At 52.9% G+C, this 15227-nt stretch carries 13 protein-coding genes; 7 read left to right on the forward strand and 6 right to left on the reverse strand.

The annotated features are described in order from the left end of the window. The first annotated feature begins 13 nt into the window (after positions 1-13). Genes NYE74_RS25945 through NYE74_RS25960 form a run of 4 tightly spaced genes read left to right on the forward strand, consistent with a single transcriptional unit; the run spans position 14 to position 4142 of the window. Positions 14-1390, forward strand: a complete 1377-nt coding sequence (locus tag NYE74_RS25945; RefSeq protein ID WP_036624430.1) for a YheC/YheD family endospore coat-associated protein — start codon at positions 14-16, stop codon at positions 1388-1390. Continuing rightward, complete coding sequence (locus NYE74_RS25950; RefSeq protein ID WP_036624431.1) at positions 1387-2508, forward strand: YheC/YheD family endospore coat-associated protein; 1122 nt, start codon at positions 1387-1389, stop codon at positions 2506-2508. Before NYE74_RS25945 ends, NYE74_RS25950 begins: the two co-directional genes overlap by 4 nt. An 18-nt stretch (positions 2509-2526) precedes the next feature. Beyond that, complete coding sequence (locus NYE74_RS25955; RefSeq protein ID WP_051985598.1) at positions 2527-3057, forward strand: GNAT family N-acetyltransferase; 531 nt, start codon at positions 2527-2529, stop codon at positions 3055-3057. Then, complete coding sequence (locus NYE74_RS25960) at positions 3039-4142, forward strand: YheC/YheD family endospore coat-associated protein (RefSeq protein WP_036624433.1); 1104 nt, start codon at positions 3039-3041, stop codon at positions 4140-4142. The genes NYE74_RS25955 and NYE74_RS25960 overlap by 19 nt, the downstream gene beginning before the upstream one ends. Positions 4143-4196: 54 nt before the next feature. On the opposite strand, the gene NYE74_RS25965 is transcribed toward NYE74_RS25960, so the two are convergent. The 6 genes from NYE74_RS25965 to NYE74_RS25990 all read right to left on the reverse strand — a co-directional run bounded on the left by NYE74_RS25965 (position 4197) and on the right by NYE74_RS25990 (position 12222). Beyond that, positions 4197-6992 (reverse strand): endo-beta-N-acetylglucosaminidase, encoded by a 2796-nt coding sequence (locus tag NYE74_RS25965; protein WP_230877135.1) that lies wholly within the window; start codon positions 6990-6992, stop codon positions 4197-4199. Between the two features lie 173 nt (positions 6993-7165). Further along, positions 7166-7864, reverse strand: a complete 699-nt coding sequence (locus NYE74_RS25970) for an HAD family hydrolase (protein ID WP_036624434.1) — start codon at positions 7862-7864, stop codon at positions 7166-7168. A 149-nt stretch (positions 7865-8013) separates the two neighbouring features. Further along, positions 8014-9069 (reverse strand): stalk domain-containing protein, encoded by a 1056-nt coding sequence (locus NYE74_RS25975; protein ID WP_036624435.1) that lies wholly within the window; start codon positions 9067-9069, stop codon positions 8014-8016. 483 nt (positions 9070-9552) lie between these two features. After that, positions 9553-10098 carry a phosphodiesterase gene (gene yfcE, locus NYE74_RS25980; protein WP_036624437.1) on the reverse strand — a complete coding sequence of 182 codons (546 nt, stop codon included), beginning with the start codon at positions 10096-10098 and terminating at the stop codon, positions 9553-9555. A 3-nt stretch (positions 10099-10101) separates the two neighbouring features. Beyond that, entirely contained in the window at positions 10102-10917 is an 816-nt protein-coding gene (thiD, locus tag NYE74_RS25985; protein ID WP_036624439.1) for a bifunctional hydroxymethylpyrimidine kinase/phosphomethylpyrimidine kinase, read from the reverse strand. A 531-nt stretch (positions 10918-11448) separates the two neighbouring features. Beyond that, positions 11449-12222, reverse strand: a complete 774-nt coding sequence (locus NYE74_RS25990; RefSeq protein ID WP_036624440.1) for a patatin-like phospholipase family protein — start codon at positions 12220-12222, stop codon at positions 11449-11451. A gap of 530 nt (positions 12223-12752) precedes the next feature. Between NYE74_RS25990 and sleB the strand changes: the two genes are divergently transcribed. From sleB to ant(6), 3 genes are all read left to right on the forward strand, one after another. Beyond that, on the forward strand, positions 12753-13367 hold the full coding sequence (gene sleB / locus NYE74_RS25995) for a spore cortex-lytic enzyme (protein WP_051985896.1): 615 nt from the start codon (positions 12753-12755) through the stop codon (positions 13365-13367). A 172-nt stretch (positions 13368-13539) separates the two neighbouring features. Continuing rightward, positions 13540-14121 carry a class I SAM-dependent methyltransferase gene (locus NYE74_RS26000; protein ID WP_036624443.1) on the forward strand — a complete coding sequence of 194 codons (582 nt, stop codon included), beginning with the start codon at positions 13540-13542 and terminating at the stop codon, positions 14119-14121. 121 nt (positions 14122-14242) lie between these two features. Next, a complete protein-coding gene (gene ant(6), locus NYE74_RS26005) occupies positions 14243-15106 on the forward strand; it encodes an aminoglycoside 6-adenylyltransferase (RefSeq protein ID WP_036624446.1) in 864 nt (287 codons plus the stop codon). Positions 15107-15227 lie beyond the last annotated feature (121 nt).

The following is a 15227-nucleotide window of genomic DNA, read 5'->3' on the forward strand; positions in this document are numbered from 1 at the left end:
GAGGATAAAATTCATGAGTTTGACTTATTGCAACGTCCATTTCACGCAGGAACCCGAGCGGGTCGTCTACTTGTCCGGGGCATTAATGAAAAACCTGAAGCTGTCGGGGAAAAAATCGGTTCACCTAAGACTCGGCGGGGAACGGGTGCCCGCTGTCGTCAAGCCGATCAAAAAAACGGGAAAACACCTGTACTTGGCTTACGGGGTGCGCAAAGGCATCAAAATTCCGAAGCCCGGCAGCGTTTTTCTCCGCAGTCTTCAGGAGGGCGAGGTGCAGCTCGGGCCGCTGATCGGCGTGCTGTCCGACGGGCCAACCTCATCCCATACGAATCCGTTTGGTTCCCGCACCGACTTTATCAAGCAGCTGCTGCGCCAGGGCAGCAAGATGTCGTACATTTTTGCCTTTACCCCGCGCGACATCAACTGGGAAAACGATACCGTCAACGGGTATTTCCTGAACGAAGCCGGACGTTTCGTAAGGAAACGCGTGCCGCTGCCCGATGTCGTATACAACCGGCTGCCCAGCCGCCGGGCGGAGACCACGCCCTTGATCAATCAGCTGCGGGACCGGTTTGTCCGCCGGAGGATTCCATTTTTCAACTGGAGCTTCTTCAACAAATCCGACATCTACCGCCTCCTGGAAAGGGATCCTGCGGTCAGCCGCTATGTGCCCGAATCGATCATGAGCCCGACCCCGGAGCAGATCAAGGATATGCTCGACCGCCATTCGCTCGTTTATTACAAGCCGAACAGCGGAAGTCTGGGCAACGGGATTTACCGTCTCTCCTATATCCCTAGAAGCGGCTATTACGCCCGTTACCGCAAAAACGGCCGCAACGCCCTGCTCAGGTTCAACTCCTTCAGCAGCCTTATGCGGACGATGCAGGCCAGACACGGCCGTTCGCTGCGGGGCTACGTCGCCCAGCAGGGCATCCGCCTGATCGAGATCGACGGCTGCCCGATCGATTTTCGTTTTCATATGCACAAAAACGGCAGAAACCAATGGGTTGTCGTCGGCATCGGGGCCAAGAAAGCCGGGAAAGGCAGCGTAACGACCCATTTGAAAAACGGCGGCAGCCTGCTGACGCCGGAGCAGGCTCTGACCCGGGCCTTCGGCCCGCGCGCCGACGAAGTGCTGAGGCACGCGAAGAACGTCGCCATTACGCTGGCCGAGGCGATCGAGTCGCATCACCAGCATCTGCTCGGGGAAATCGGCTTCGACATCGGGATCGACCGGGACGAACGAATCTGGATGTTCGAAGCCAACGCCAAACCCGGGCGTTCCATCTTTAAACACCCCTCGCTCCGCGCCGAAGGGAAAGCCTCGATCGATCATATCCTCGAACATTGCCTGTATTTAAGCAAATTCCGGAGGAGGGACGGCTCATGAGCAGTACGCTTTTGAGCGAGAAGAAACCGGTCGTCGCCGTGCTGACGGTCGATGACGAAAACAAACTATTCCGGGGCAACCGCGCCAATTTCCGGGATATCGTAAAAACGGGCCAGGAGCTGGATATCCCGGTTTACGTGATCACCGCCCGGGACCTCAAGCTCGGCGCCAAAAAGGTGCAGGGGTACGTGTTCCATCCGGAGGACAAAACGTGGAAAAAGCACTGGGTGCCCCTGCCCGACGTGGTCTACAACCGGGTCCCGCTGCGGGAGGATGAACGGAAGCCTGAGGTGCGGCGGAAAATCGACGAGTGCCTCCGGCATGAGTCGATCCACTTGTACAATCCTTTTTTCTTCAATAAGTGGCGCCTGTTCGATTGGCTGAAAAAGGGCCGGACGACCCGCTCGCTCGTGCCGGATACGAAAAAAATGATCGGCCCCAATACGCTGGACGCGATGCTGCAAAAATACGGCAGCCTTTACTTAAAACCGGTGAGCGGCAAGGCGGGCAAGGGGATCATGCTGGTGAAGCTTAACGAGGCCGAGGAGAAACAGTACCGGCTGACGCTTCAGGGCAAAAGAAGCCGGAATGTCGTGTACAAAACGGCCTATCTTCCGGCCCTTTGGAAGCGGATCAGGTCCGAGGCGGGCAAGACGCCGTACATTATGCAGGAAAGCATCTCCCTCGCCTCGTACCGCGGCCGCCACTTCGATATGCGCGTGCTCGTGCAAAAGACGGGCAAGGGCGTCTGGACGGTGACCGGCGTAGGCGCCCGCCTTGCCGGGCCGAAGCGAATCACGACCCACGTGCCGCAAGGAGGGAGCATTGAGGATCCGGAGAAGCTGCTCACCCCGGCTTTCGGCGCGGACATGACGGATTATTTGATAGGCCGCGTAAAATCGAACGCCCTCCTCATCGCCAAGCAAATCGAAAAGGAATGCGGCCACATCCTGGGCGAGATGTCCATGGACTTGGGGATCGATACGGAAGGGCAAATCTGGTTTTTTGAAGCCAATGCCAAGCCGATGAAATTCGATGAGCCGCATATCCGCAAAAAGTCGCTGGAGCGCATTTTTCAATACAGCCAATATTTATCCCGGCAGCCGAAGCGTAAGTAGCGAGGGAGGCGAGGAGCGATGGAAATTCGAAAACTTAATCCCGGAGACGGAGCGGGTTGGGAAAAGCAGCATGGCGACATGCTGGCTTTCATCCGGAAGTATGGGGCGGGGCGCATTCCGCCTTCCGCCTTCCGGGCGCTGATGAAGCTGTCGCCGAGCGAGTTCGGCCTCCCGGGGAGCTCGCTGCTGGCGGCCCGGATTCAAGCCGAAGACGGGCCGCGGATAGCCGGCGTCTCCTGTGTCACGGATTACGGCCGCGGCCTTTGCCTCGTCGTGGTCCATCCGTTGTACCGGGGACGCGGACTCGGCTCCAGGCTGCTCGCCGAGCAGCTTGCCATTTTGCGGCAGTTGTCATGCCGGGTGGCCTGCGATCAGATCTCCAGCCTGCAGATGTGTTTCCGCGCCGGACTTTATGCCCGCCGGCTGGTCAAGGTTCGCGGCGGGAAACCGCAGCTGCTCCTCGAAAACAGCCTTTCGCGTTCAAACGGCGAAGGCGCCGCCGCCCATTTCAACAAAGAAGGTGATTCTCTTTGTCTCAACCCGTTTTAGGGATCTTGACCTTGTACCTCAATGACAAGAAGCAGCTGGAGGAACGGCATATTTACCAAAAAATGATCGCCGAGGGGCAAAGGCTCGGGCTGGACGTTTTTGTGTTTACCCCTGCGGATGTGCATGAGAAAAAAAAGCTGATTTATGCGCTCGTTTACGATCCGAAACAAAAAAAATGGTCCCGCAAATGGCGCCGTTTTCCGAACGTGATTTTCGACCGCTGCCGGATCCAGCGCAGCAAAAGGTTCGAACAGCTGGGGCGTTTCCGGGCGCGTTACGGCAGCCTGACCTTCCTTAACCGCCCGCTGCGCAACAAATGGACGATTTACCAAACGTTGTCCCGCGTGGCGAGATTCCGCGAGCATCTCCCCGAAACCGTGCTGTTTCAGCATAGCGGGGACGCGCTCGGACTGCTGAAAAAATATCCGGCCGTGTACGTCAAGCCGATCAACGGTACCGGAGGCCGGGGTATCCTGCGGATCGAACGCCTTGGTGCGGATGAGTTCTTGATTCAGGGCCGGAAACAAAACCGCAGCATCGTGTCTCCCCGGAAGATCCATAAAGCCCGGCTGAGCGCTTATCTGCTCGGCTGGAAAGGCGGCGCCCAATTTCTCGCCCAGCAGGGGATTCAAATCAAGCTGCCGAACGGCCGGGTTCACGATTACCGGATGCTGGTGCAGAAAAACGGGCAGGGCCGCTGGGAAGCGACAGGCTGCGCCGGGCGGGTCGGCCCGCCCCGCAGCGTAACCTCCAATCTGCACGGCGGCGGACATGCGGTGGCGATGAACACGCTTTTGAAGCAGTGGATTCCCGGGGAGGAGCGGCGCGCCGAAGTCCGCAGAACCGCCGAGCGTCTGAGCTTGGACATCGCCGAATATCTGGAACAGACCTTCGGCCCCCTGTGCGAGTTGGCCCTCGATTTGGCCATCAACAAGCAAGGGCATATCTATGTCCTGGAGGTGAATCCCAAGCCGGCGCGCGAGGTGTTCATGAAATCCGGAGACCCCGACGCCTACCGGAAAGCGATCGTACGGCCGCTTGAATACGCGATGTGGGTCTACAAGCAGAAAGCCGCCCCCTCCTAACGGAAGGAGCGGCTTCGCTTTTATTGGGTCCGCTTATTTGCTCCGAAAACGGCTTTATGATTGCTCGCCTCTAAGGTATACCGGAGCCGATTGGTTCCCGGCATAATCCTCCATCACGACGTACACTTGCTTCGCCGCAGAGGTGAAGCTGAGACAAGCCTTGGTCGTCCTGCCGCGAATGATGCGGTCCTTGTCCCTCACCCCGTAGGTTGTCGGGAATTTCCTTAGAACCCCGTCCTCATACACGTACATGTAACGCCAATCTCTGGTGTTTGGCATCGGCAAATTCAGTTTATCGCCGTCCCATGACCAAGCTTCAGCGTACGGCTCGGATTTTTTATCGATAAACCGGCCGCTGATCGAAACCGGCGTGGCGTCTTGCGAAGAAATCGTCACCAGATAATCGTCTCCGTTTATTGGCATACCGCTAAACAGCGCGGATGTGGAGCCTTCCGTAACCGTCGCTTTGGCGGAGACGGGCTCCGGAGTGGTGATCCAGTTTAGAGATTGCACGCTGACCGTAATATCGCCCGCAGGCTTGTTCGGATTGGTCCAGGTTACCCGAAGATCGCCGTTTTCCTGGGAATCAACGGCGATATCCGAGACCGAATGGGCCAGATTGAAGTTGATTTTCGCGGCCTGCCCTTCCCGTCCATCCGCGCCAACGGCGGCGACTTTGACCGTGCCCGACTTCGCCGGCAAATTTTTGATGTAATAGATGCCGTCGTATTTGCCGCCGACATAGACATCGTTTACGTATACATTGTATTGTTTAACCTTGGAGTAATCCGGGTCCAGCTCCCATTTTACGGTCATCTCGCCGGTATTCGGATAGGCTGCGGAAATCGCTAGCCCCTCCGGCGCGGAAGGCCTTACCGCCGAACCGTCATCAATGCGGATTTGCCCGATGTTGACCTGGTAGTCAGCCACCGCTTTTTTCCCCGGATCAAACACAAGGCCGAAAGCGGCGATCGCTTTACCGCTGTAAGCGCCAAGGTCAAACTCCGCCGTGACCCAGTCTTTCGTGCGTTTCCCGCTGTCCGGAACGGCGATTTTCACCACGTGCTCCGGATCGTCGGCCAGGATCAGGCCGGCGTACATCGTCGAACCGTCATTGGCCGAGCTTTTGTTGTAAGTCAGCGAAAGCTTCGAGCTTTTATTTACGTCAAGATCCGTTTTGTACAGCCGCAGGAAGTTTTCCCCATTCAAATCGCCGCTCACAACCAGCGAGCTGCCGCCTTGGTAGGCGCCGATTTGCTTATAGTCGTAACGATCCGTATCCGCGAAGTTATATTCCGGGCCATAGTCGAAATCGACGGTAAGCTTGTTGCCGGCCGTATCCTGCCACCACTGCCAGGTCACCGGAACGTCCTGCAGACTCATGTTGGACCACTCGTCCGCGCTCGACACCTTGCCGTCCGCATAATAGGACAACCCGTGTCCCGTGTTGAAATTCGTATAGAAGTTCGGGCCTTCGATGACGGAACGCTCGGCGATCACGGACGCCATGCCCGGCCAATACCGGTTGTCCGCGTAAACGTCGCCGGCCGTGTTGGTATCGGAGACCTGCGTGTTTTTCGGATCGATGTTCGGCCCCGACCACCACAATTGCTCGCGGACTTTCGTCATCCATTGGTATTCGTTTTCCTGCCGGTGCCGGACCGGCCACGCTTGATTCATATCCTCGTCGAGCCCGGCATGCACGAAATCGGCGCCCAGCGTGGCGATGCTAAGCAGCGGCAGGCCGTTGTTCAGTTTATTTTTCAGCGCCGTTCCCTGAACGCTTTTAAACCGGTCGCGCCCGGCCTCAAGCCCGGCGAATCCAACATCGTAAATATCGAAGTCCGTCCCTTGGGAATCGTTCAGCTTGTTCAAATAGTTTTTGGCCGCAGTGATTTGGCCGGCGCCCACGCCGTAATCAAAGAAAAAGGACTGCGCCACCTGTTTGCTATCGCTTTTGTCGTACAGGAACGAAATATTGTTGTCGTTGAACGTTCTGGCAAAGGTGTTCGCACCGGTGCGGGTATCGAGCGAGTCATACCACTGAACGTACAACCCGCCTTTTTGCAGCGCTTTCATAAAGGCGATATAGTCGGGAATATCCTTGGTGTCAACATTGGGGCCGATTTCCTCCTGGTTGATGAAATACCCGTCATACCCGAAGTATTCGGCCATTTCAATCAGTTTGCCGGCCACCGGAAAATCCCCTTGCTCGTCTTTAACGATCATCTGCTTATACGTCTGCTGCCCGCGGTCGTTGTTGGAGAAGAAAATCCCCGCCAGCGACAGCACGCCGTTTTTGTGAGCCGCGTCGGTATACGTCGGATTCGGAATGTTCAGCATGCCGAATTCAAACCATTTTTGCTGCCAGTCCTTTTGCGCCAGTTCGTCGTAATATTCCGGCGGGGTATAGGCCGTCGCCGTTCCGTGCCAATAAGAGTAATAATCGATGTACTGCCAAAAGTTAAAATGATATTGGGCAAATTTGTTCGTGTACGGCGCATTTTCAATAAAAGCGTTTCCATAATCCCCCGCCACGTTCATCATTTTAACGTTTGGGCTCAGCTCCGGATTGGCTTGGGTAGCCGGGAACGGGGCGATTCTTTTTTGCAGCGGCACATGGGATCTGAGCAGTTCGGCGCCAGGGTCCGTTTCCGGGCTCCAATTCATAATATGGCCGCTGGTATACCCGTGTACGCTGGGCTGGTTTTGCCCGTGCGCGCTTGACCCTTGAAAAGGCCAAGTGTCCCCCGCCTGCGCCTCAAGCGGAAAACCCGTGCCAACCACGGCTAAAACCACGGCGATCGAAGTGATTTTGGCAATTGCTTTTCTTCCGCTATGCACCATCATTATTTTCCCTCCGTTTTCATATCATGATGTTGTCCCAATCCGGATTGGTCGTTTACGCTTTTCACTCTATATGATGAAAACCCTTCCAACAATGGACAAATTAAAGATTCCATGGTCGATTTAAAGAAAAAGCAGACCTTTTCCCTTAAGGGAGCAAGATCTGCTTTGCCTAATTATTGGTGATTCGCCGCTTCGTCATATAATTCGAGCAGCTCCTTGAAGGCGCCGATCAACGCGTCGGCCCCCGCCAATTCCCGGTCGTTCCCGAAGCCAGCGTAAGCGCAGCCGATGACGGTTTGCCCGTTTTTCTTGCCCGCTTCCACGTCGGAGGAACGATCGCCGACCATCCAGGCGGTGCGGATCGCGTGGTTGTCCAGCAGCAGCTTGACCAAATCCACTTTAGACGCCGTCTGATATTCGCCGGCGCTGTATAATCCTTCAAACAACGGAAGGATGCCGTGCGTGTCGGCCACGCCCTTTACGTAATGCTCCAGTCCGTTGCTGGCCACAAACAGTCTGACCCCCCGCTCTTTCAGCCGCGTCAAAGTTTCGCGCACCTGCGGGTACAGTTCGGACGGGAGCTCCTTCAGTCCGGCCAGCTCCAATTCGAGCAGCAGCTCGTCGGCCCGCCGGCGCACCTCCTCGCTTTGGTCCGGCAGCACTCTTTTCCAAATCTCCGGGAGCAGCATGCCGAGACAGCTTAAAATCAGCTCCTCCGGGGGCGTTTCTCCTTCATACAGCCGCTCCTCGCGCAGCCGGTCAAACACTTGGTGAAATACGGGAACAAGCAGCGTTTCTGTCTTGAACAACGTTCCGTCCATGTCAAAAATCATCGCTTCGGGTTTTGTCAGCTTAGGTTTTGCGTTCTCCATCCCCACAATCCTTCCCTCTATTGTATAGCCTCATAATATGTTAAAACCGTGCCCGTTGTAAACCTTGCCTGAACTGCGTTGTTTTGTTGAAACAAAAAATACGCCGCTCTTTCCTGAGGGAAGGAGCGGCCCAAACTAAAGCGCACGATTTATCTTGTTTGTCTGTCCAATCTTGACTTCGTATTATCATCGTAAACATAACCCTCGATATCATAATCGGGATATTCACGCTCCAGATCGTTCAGCATGCTGGACAGAATCTTTGTCTGATAAGATGAAGAGAGGTCATCCCAGTCTTTCTTAACGATGTAAACTTCCACCCTAACTTCTTCGCGATCCTTATCAACATCCAGTTGGATCGATAACGGAATACCGCGATAGGTCGAGTAATCTCTCCTCAATTGACTAAGCATTGTAGATTGGCTTGGCACGCTGCTGCTGCTGCTTCCTATAGAAAGCGTTCCCGAGCGGCTGACGGAGAATGTCGTCAGTTTGGAAGATTTTTTGTTTTTCACGGTTCCGTCGATCTTCGCATCCCTGAATTCACGTCTAATATCGTCAGAGATGTCCTGCAGGAACGTTTTCTGTCTTGAAGAAGACAGATTATTCCATGTGCTTTCATCCACCTTGATCGTTATGCTAATGTCATCTTTATCCCCCGACAAAGAAATCGAGGCATCCAAACTGTAATCATCCTCGTGATCATCGTTGAGGTCGTCTTCCAATCTGCTCAGGCTGCCGTTATTGCCATCCTTCTTCAGCGAATTGATTTCGGACTGCAAGGAAGTAATCGTGGAATCCTTCGACGCAATCGTCGAATTCGCCGTGGTTAATTCATTTTTCACACTGTTTAACTGGTTGTTTAAATCCGTAATTTGATTGCGAAGCATCTCGATAACCTGTGCATCCGAAGAAGACGTATCTGAAATGTTAACGATCTTATTCGTGCCGTCCCAGACTAACGATTTCCCGAGCGCTTCACCCGCCATCCGGATCGGTACATAGGTGGTTCCGTTAACCATAAAAGGTTCCTGACCGGAGCTGGACGAAATTGTTTGACCATTATATACAAGTTTAATATTGCTATAGACCGCCTTCAATGTTTTCGTGGCATTCGCCGCAAAAGCGTCATTGGTAAGCAGCGTCCCGGAAATCAGTACGGATGATAGAGCTACGATGCCGATCATTTTCTTGTTTAACTTCATTGTTTCTAACATTCTCCTTTTCCCTTTTATTACCCTGCCGCTTAAAGACTGGAATTGGTGACAAGCTTTCTATTAAAATTTAATAGCAGGTAATTTAAGCTTACCATATTTTTCACCCGCAGGCCAATTTCATTTTGGTATCAATTTGGTATTTCTTTCGATTTAAAATTTTCAGTTGGAAAACTTAAGGGCAAAAAAGGGCGTTATTCCTGCGATATCAGCCGCTTTGAGAGAAATAGAGGCAATTTATGTCGTTATTCTCCCAGGTCGCTAGAAAATGCCTGCGTTCTGGACTATCCATGAGAAAATAAGTACAAAAAATGCCGCTAATGGGGATGAACATGCTCATATCCGGATAATAAGGCCATAGAATGCCGTTATTACTGAAGAGGCCCTATATAAAGGCCCTAATAAAGCAGAGGCTTTAATAAGCAGGGGCTCTAATAAGCAAAGGACGCCTTCCGGCGCCCTCGGCTTAAACTGCTACTTCAGACGGATTCCCTTCACCGTGCCGCCGTCAAAATCCTTCACAAGGAATTCATCGCCCGCAAGAATCCCGTAGGAATGAGGATAGTTATCCTTCGGCAAGGCGATCGATCCCGGATTCAGCACAAACACCCCGCCTTTGCGGTCGGCGACAGGGATATGGGTATGGCCTTGAATGAACACGTCGTTTTCGGCCAGCGGCGGCAGTTGCTCGATATTAAAGCCGTGACCGTGCGTCGCATAAATGCGGCGGCCCTCATGCAAAATCATGGCGTAGTCCGCCATCATCGGAAACTCCAGCAGCATCTGGTCGACTTCCGCGTCGCAATTGCCGCGAACGGCGGCGATTTTGTGCTTGTGCCGGTTCAGCGTCTCCGCGACCCGCTGCGGATCGTAGCCGTCCGGGAGCGCGTTCCGCGGGCCATGATAGAGGAAATCCCCCAGCATGACAAGCTGGTCCGGCCGCTCCTCCTCGGCCTTCTCCAGCGCCCGGTCCAGCCAATGGGCGGACCCGTGGACGTCCGAAATGAACATCAATTTCATGGCTTACTCTCCGTTCAGCCGGTACCCCGCATGGAACACCGGTCCGACATATTCATTAAACCGATATCCGGAAGCGATGGCGGCGGTGACGAATTTTTTCGCTTTAGCCACAGCTTCCTGGACCGTTAAGCCGTTCGCCAGGCCGCCGGTAATGGCTGCCGCAAACGTACAGCCCGCCCCGTGGTTATAGGCCGGTTCGATTTTCGGCGACTCCAAAACCGTGTACTCCTTGCCGTCATAGAACAGGTCGATCGCCATTTCCCCGTCCAGCGCTTTGCCGCCTTTAATGACGACGTTTTTAGCGCCGCGCTCGTAAATCGCTTGAGCCGCCGTCTTCATCTCCTCCAGCGTGGTAAGGCGTCCCAGCCCGGACAATACCCCGGCTTCAAACAAATTCGGCGTCGTCACCGCCGCCAACGGCAGCAGCAAATCGCGGATTGCGTCCGCGCTTTCCGGATTCAGCACTTCATCCTCGCCTTTGCAGACCATCACCGGGTCGATGACGACATTTTTTTGATCGTACTTGCGGATGCAGGACTCCACGACTTCGATAATCGGTACGCTGCCGAGCATTCCGGTTTTCATCGCGTCGACGGGACCTCCGGCATACACGGTTTTGAGCTGCTCGGCCACCAATGAGGCTTCCACCGGATAGACGTTATGGTGCCAGCCTTGGTCCGGATCCATCGTGACGATTGTCGTCAAGGCGCTGAAACCGTAAGTGCCGTACTCTTCGAATGTTTTCAAATCGGCCTGAATTCCAGCGCCCCCGCTGGAATCACTGCCGGCAATCGTTAAAGTTTTGAAGATCTTTGACATGTTGGGTTGCTCCTTTTCGCTGAACTTCCTAGCTCCTGAATCTTGGCGGAAACTGATAACATCTATTTTAGCACTATTTTTAGAAAGTTCAGACTATGGATTGCAAAAAAAACTAAAACCCATGAGCGCCCAGTCGTTTTGCCCCGCTGCATATGGCTCAACCTAGAAATTGGCGCCGGAAAGCCGGCTGCCGGAAAGACCAGCCGCCAAGACTAACCGCCGGCCTGCTAAATAGCAGAACTTTATGCACTTATTATCGGGAGCCAGGCATGGTCACCTCCATTAGCGACATTTTTTGCCCTTATTGTCCTTTGAATAGTCCAGAATGCAGGCATTTTCTTGCAATCCGAGAAAATAGCGGCATAAATCGCCTCTATTTCTCGCAAATGATTGGATATCGCCGGAATAAGCACATTTTTTGTCATTTTTTGCTCTTATGATCTTCACTGAAGATCGCTGGAGTTTCTTAAGCAGCCTGGAATGAAGATGCACGCCTGATTGTTTTGTCAAACGCCGTTGATGGTTCCGAGCTTAAATATGCACCCTCAATTCGTCGATGATCCGCTCGGCCGCGGCTTCCCCCGCCCGAATACACTCCTGCGATTTGGAAAAATCGAAGGCGGCGATATGCCCTACCTCGGGCCGGATCACCCAGTTCGCCAAGCGGAGGCTGGTTCGCTTGCGCTCCGCCGTCATCAGGCTGTAGGAACGGTATACGACCTCCACCATATTCCGGGGCAGTTTCGGCTCATGCTCCCTGGTCACATCGACGGCAATAATCAGGTCCAAGCCCTCGGACTTCAACTCTTCCACCGGCAAATTGTTGAGGACCCCGCCGTCCACCAGCATCTTCTCCTCTGCCATCACGGGCGCAAAAACCCCGGGAAAAGCCGTCGTGGCCCGAAGCGCCAGCCCAATGTCCCCACGCTCGATGATCACCTGCTTTCCCGTGATTAAATCGACGGAGACCGCTTTAAAGCGAATCGGGAAATCTTCGATTTGCAGCGCTTCTTTGCCATGCCGTTTCATCAGTCCTTGAACCGTGTTGTAAATGCTGTCGCCTCCGATCAGTCCCCGCCGCCTGATTCCCAAATCGATCAAACGGTACTTCGGTGTCGTCCGGATCAGCTCCTCGATGTCCCCGGGAGAAATGCCGGCCGCATACAAGCCCCCGATGGCTCCGCCCATGCTCGTCCCGGCGATGCAGTCGATCGGAATACAGTGCTTGTCGAACACCTTCAACACGCCCAGGTGAGCCAGTCCGCGCACCGCGCCGCCGCCCAACACCAAACCGATTTTTCCCATCTTTAACCCCTCATTATGATCGATTCTCATTTGTCTTCATTTTATACCTGCGCTTTTTGTCCCGGCAATCGTTCTTCACCTTTGCCCTCGATCGGATTCGTGCCCGACCGGATGTTTAACCCGCTTGCCGGTCCGGGTCTCCTGCCCGCCGATATCGCTCCCTTCGCCATAGCAGAGCGGCATTCCGAGTCTCGTGAAATGCAAAAGAGCATGCGATTTTCGTCGAAATTACTCGAAGATAACTTGTTAAATGCAAAAGTGCAGTTCATATCCGGTTATATAGATACTTTTTATTAAATCGCCCCGGATGAGATGCATTTTTGCATTTCAATCGCGCTAAAATGGCAGATCGTAAAAAATCAAATGCACTTTTGCATTTGATTCAGTCAAGCCGCGAAAATTCGAGAGCGCCCGGTAAAGTGTTCCATGCCAAATGTTGAGGGTTGTTCACCTTTCTCCCCCCACCATACAATGGATACTATGGAAGGAGGTGATCCGCCGTGAAGTTATTCCGGGGACTGATATTCGTTATGGTCATAACCTTCGGATTTGGATTCTACGGCGAAACCACGCAGGCTGCGGCCAGCACGCTGCAAGCGGGCAGTACCGGCGGCGATGTATGGGATCTCCAATACCGGCTGAAGGCGCTTGGTTTGTTTAACCAGCAGTTGACCGGCTTTTATGGGACTCACACGAAGGCTGCGGTACAAAGCTTCCAGCGAAATTACGGGCTCCAGATTGATGGGAAGGCCGGTCCGCAAACCTGGCGGGCGCTCAAAAAATACTCGCTGAATCAAAGCGAGATGGATATTCTGGCTAGGGTGATCTACAGTGAAGCCAGGGGAGAACCGTACGTGGGTCAGGTAGCTGTCGGCGCTGTTGTGATGAATCGGATCCAATCCGATCGGTTTCCCGACAATATACGGGATGTCGTGTTCCAGCGCGGTGCGTTTACGGCCGTAGATGACGGACAGTTCTGGCTTAAGCCGGACAAAACGGCTTATCTGGCTGCGCAGGATGCCGTCCGCGGATGGGACCCGACCTACAATTCGCTGTTTTATTTTAATCCGAAAACAGCGACAAGCGCCTGGATTTGGACACGTCCGCAAAACGTTACCATAGGCAATCATATATTTACCGACTAATCCGGCAAAACCGGGACAGGAACTGCAGTTGTGCTGCCGCCTGTCCTTTTTTACATAGTTTCGTTCTGTTTGCATCGGGCCTAAGAAATTTTTGACATTCATAATTAGGCTTAGGCTCGGAAACAATTTTTCTTAGTCCGTCAAATTTAAAAAGATAGGTGTGTACAGCTTTATGTATTTGACCCCGCGATTGTATCACTTCATCGTACGCCCCAGATGGTTTACCGAAAAATATATTCACAACCATATTCGAGACCGTTTCTCCTTGGAAAATAAAATGGTTCTTGATTTTGGCTGCGGAACCGGGGCGAACTGTTGCATAAGTCAGGCTGAGCATTATTGCGGAATCGATCTTGATAGGCGGAGAATCGGCTTTGCCAAACGGTTGTTTCCAAACCACACTTTTGTCGTATTTGACGGAAAGCAAATCCCGCTGCCTGATCAAACGGTGGATCTCATATTGATTATCGCGGTTCTTCACCATATTCCGAACGAGCTCATTACCTACTATTTATATGAGTTCCGCAGAGTTTTGAAGCCGAGCGGCAACATGGCCGTTATTGAACCTTATTTATGTCAAAAAAATAAATTCAATAATTGGTTTATGAAGCGATATGACGACGGGAACTACATTCGCAATGAAAATGACTATCTCCAGCTATTTAAAAACGCGCGGTATGATTGTAAAGTGTTAGAAAAATTCAGAAAGTGTTTCCTGTACAATGAAATTTTTTTTAGCGCCACCCCTAAATAAAGCTTTAACCTTCAATCCCCATATGTTGACAGAACAACATGAAATATAGCAATATCGAATAAACGGATAGGCTTCAAATTTTTTAGAATAAAAGATCTAAGCCTGAACGGAGGGCTATGCATTGAGAAGCGAGCAGGAAATGATGAACCTGTTTTTGGATTTCGCCGCGAAAGAGGATAGAATCCGCTTGGTAACTATGGAAGGGTCGCGCACCAACGTGAACATTCCTCCCGATTCATTCCAGGATTTCGACATTTCTTATTTTGTTACGGATATGGATTTTTTCAAGGAAAGCGATGAATGGCTCGGCGTTTTCGGCAAGCGCATCATGATGCAAAAACCCGAGGATATGGAGCTGTTCCCCCCTGAACTGGGCAACTGGTTCTCCTATATCATTCTTTTCGAGGATGGCAACAAACTGGATCTGACCCTGATTCCCGTGAACGAGTCGGAGCTTTATTTCGCCGAAAGCGACGGTTTGGTGAAGGTATTGCTTGATAAAGACCGTCTCGTCAAAAATGAAGCGACCGCAACCGACCGCGGATATTGGCTTAAAAAGCCGACCGCCAGGGAGTTTGATGATTGCTGCAACGAGTTCTGGATGGTTTCGACCTATGTCGTCAAAGGGCTGGCGAGACAAGAAATCCTGTTTGCCATCGATCATTTGAACGAAATCGCACGGCCCAATTTGCTGCGGATGATGGCCTGGCACATCGGCTCGGTGCACGGGTATACGTTTAGCGTAGGGAAAAACTATAAATTTATCGACCGCTATCTGCCGCGCGAAGATTGGGAAACATTGCTGTCAACCTATAACGGAACCGGTTATCCGGAAATGTGGCGGTCTTTGTTTACTTGTTACGAACTGTTTAGAAAATACTCCAAAGCGGTGGCGGAAAGCCTTGGGATTACATACCCGGATTATGATGAAGCTATTACGAAATATACCGGGGCGATTTATGATTCGTTGCCGGAAACGAGGTAAACTCTTTGCACATTGCCCCTTCGGCAAGCGAAAACCGCCGGAGAACTTGCTCCGGCGGTGTTTCGGATGCGCGGATTTAGTCGCAGCCTCTCCCCCCCCCCGCTGAACACGTGCTCTATGA

This window comes from Paenibacillus sp. FSL P4-0127, from assembly GCF_038007325.1.
GTDB lineage: Bacteria > Bacillota > Bacilli > Paenibacillales > Paenibacillaceae > Fontibacillus > Fontibacillus macerans.

Bases quoted from the DNA above. Each gene is read 5' to 3' on its own strand.
- NYE74_RS25945 (WP_036624430.1), top strand. From the start codon at position 14: ATGAGTTTGACTTATTGCAACGTCCATTTCACGCAGGAACCCGAGCGG.
- NYE74_RS25950 (WP_036624431.1), top strand. From the start codon at position 1,387: ATGAGCAGTACGCTTTTGAGCGAGAAGAAACCGGTCGTCGCCGTGCTG.
- NYE74_RS25955 (WP_051985598.1), top strand. From the start codon at position 2,527: ATGGAAATTCGAAAACTTAATCCCGGAGACGGAGCGGGTTGGGAAAAG.
- NYE74_RS25965 (WP_230877135.1), bottom strand. From the start codon at position 6,992: ATGATGGTGCATAGCGGAAGAAAAGCAATTGCCAAAATCACTTCGATC.
- NYE74_RS25970 (WP_036624434.1), bottom strand. From the start codon at position 7,864: ATGGAGAACGCAAAACCTAAGCTGACAAAACCCGAAGCGATGATTTTT.
- NYE74_RS25975 (WP_036624435.1), bottom strand. From the start codon at position 9,069: ATGAAGTTAAACAAGAAAATGATCGGCATCGTAGCTCTATCATCCGTA.
- yfcE (WP_036624437.1), bottom strand. From the start codon at position 10,098: ATGAAATTGATGTTCATTTCGGACGTCCACGGGTCCGCCCATTGGCTG.
- thiD (WP_036624439.1), bottom strand. From the start codon at position 10,917: ATGTCAAAGATCTTCAAAACTTTAACGATTGCCGGCAGTGATTCCAGC.
- NYE74_RS25990 (WP_036624440.1), bottom strand. From the start codon at position 12,222: ATGGGAAAAATCGGTTTGGTGTTGGGCGGCGGCGCGGTGCGCGGACTG.
- sleB (WP_051985896.1), top strand. From the start codon at position 12,753: ATGGTCATAACCTTCGGATTTGGATTCTACGGCGAAACCACGCAGGCT.
- NYE74_RS26000 (WP_036624443.1), top strand. From the start codon at position 13,540: ATGTATTTGACCCCGCGATTGTATCACTTCATCGTACGCCCCAGATGG.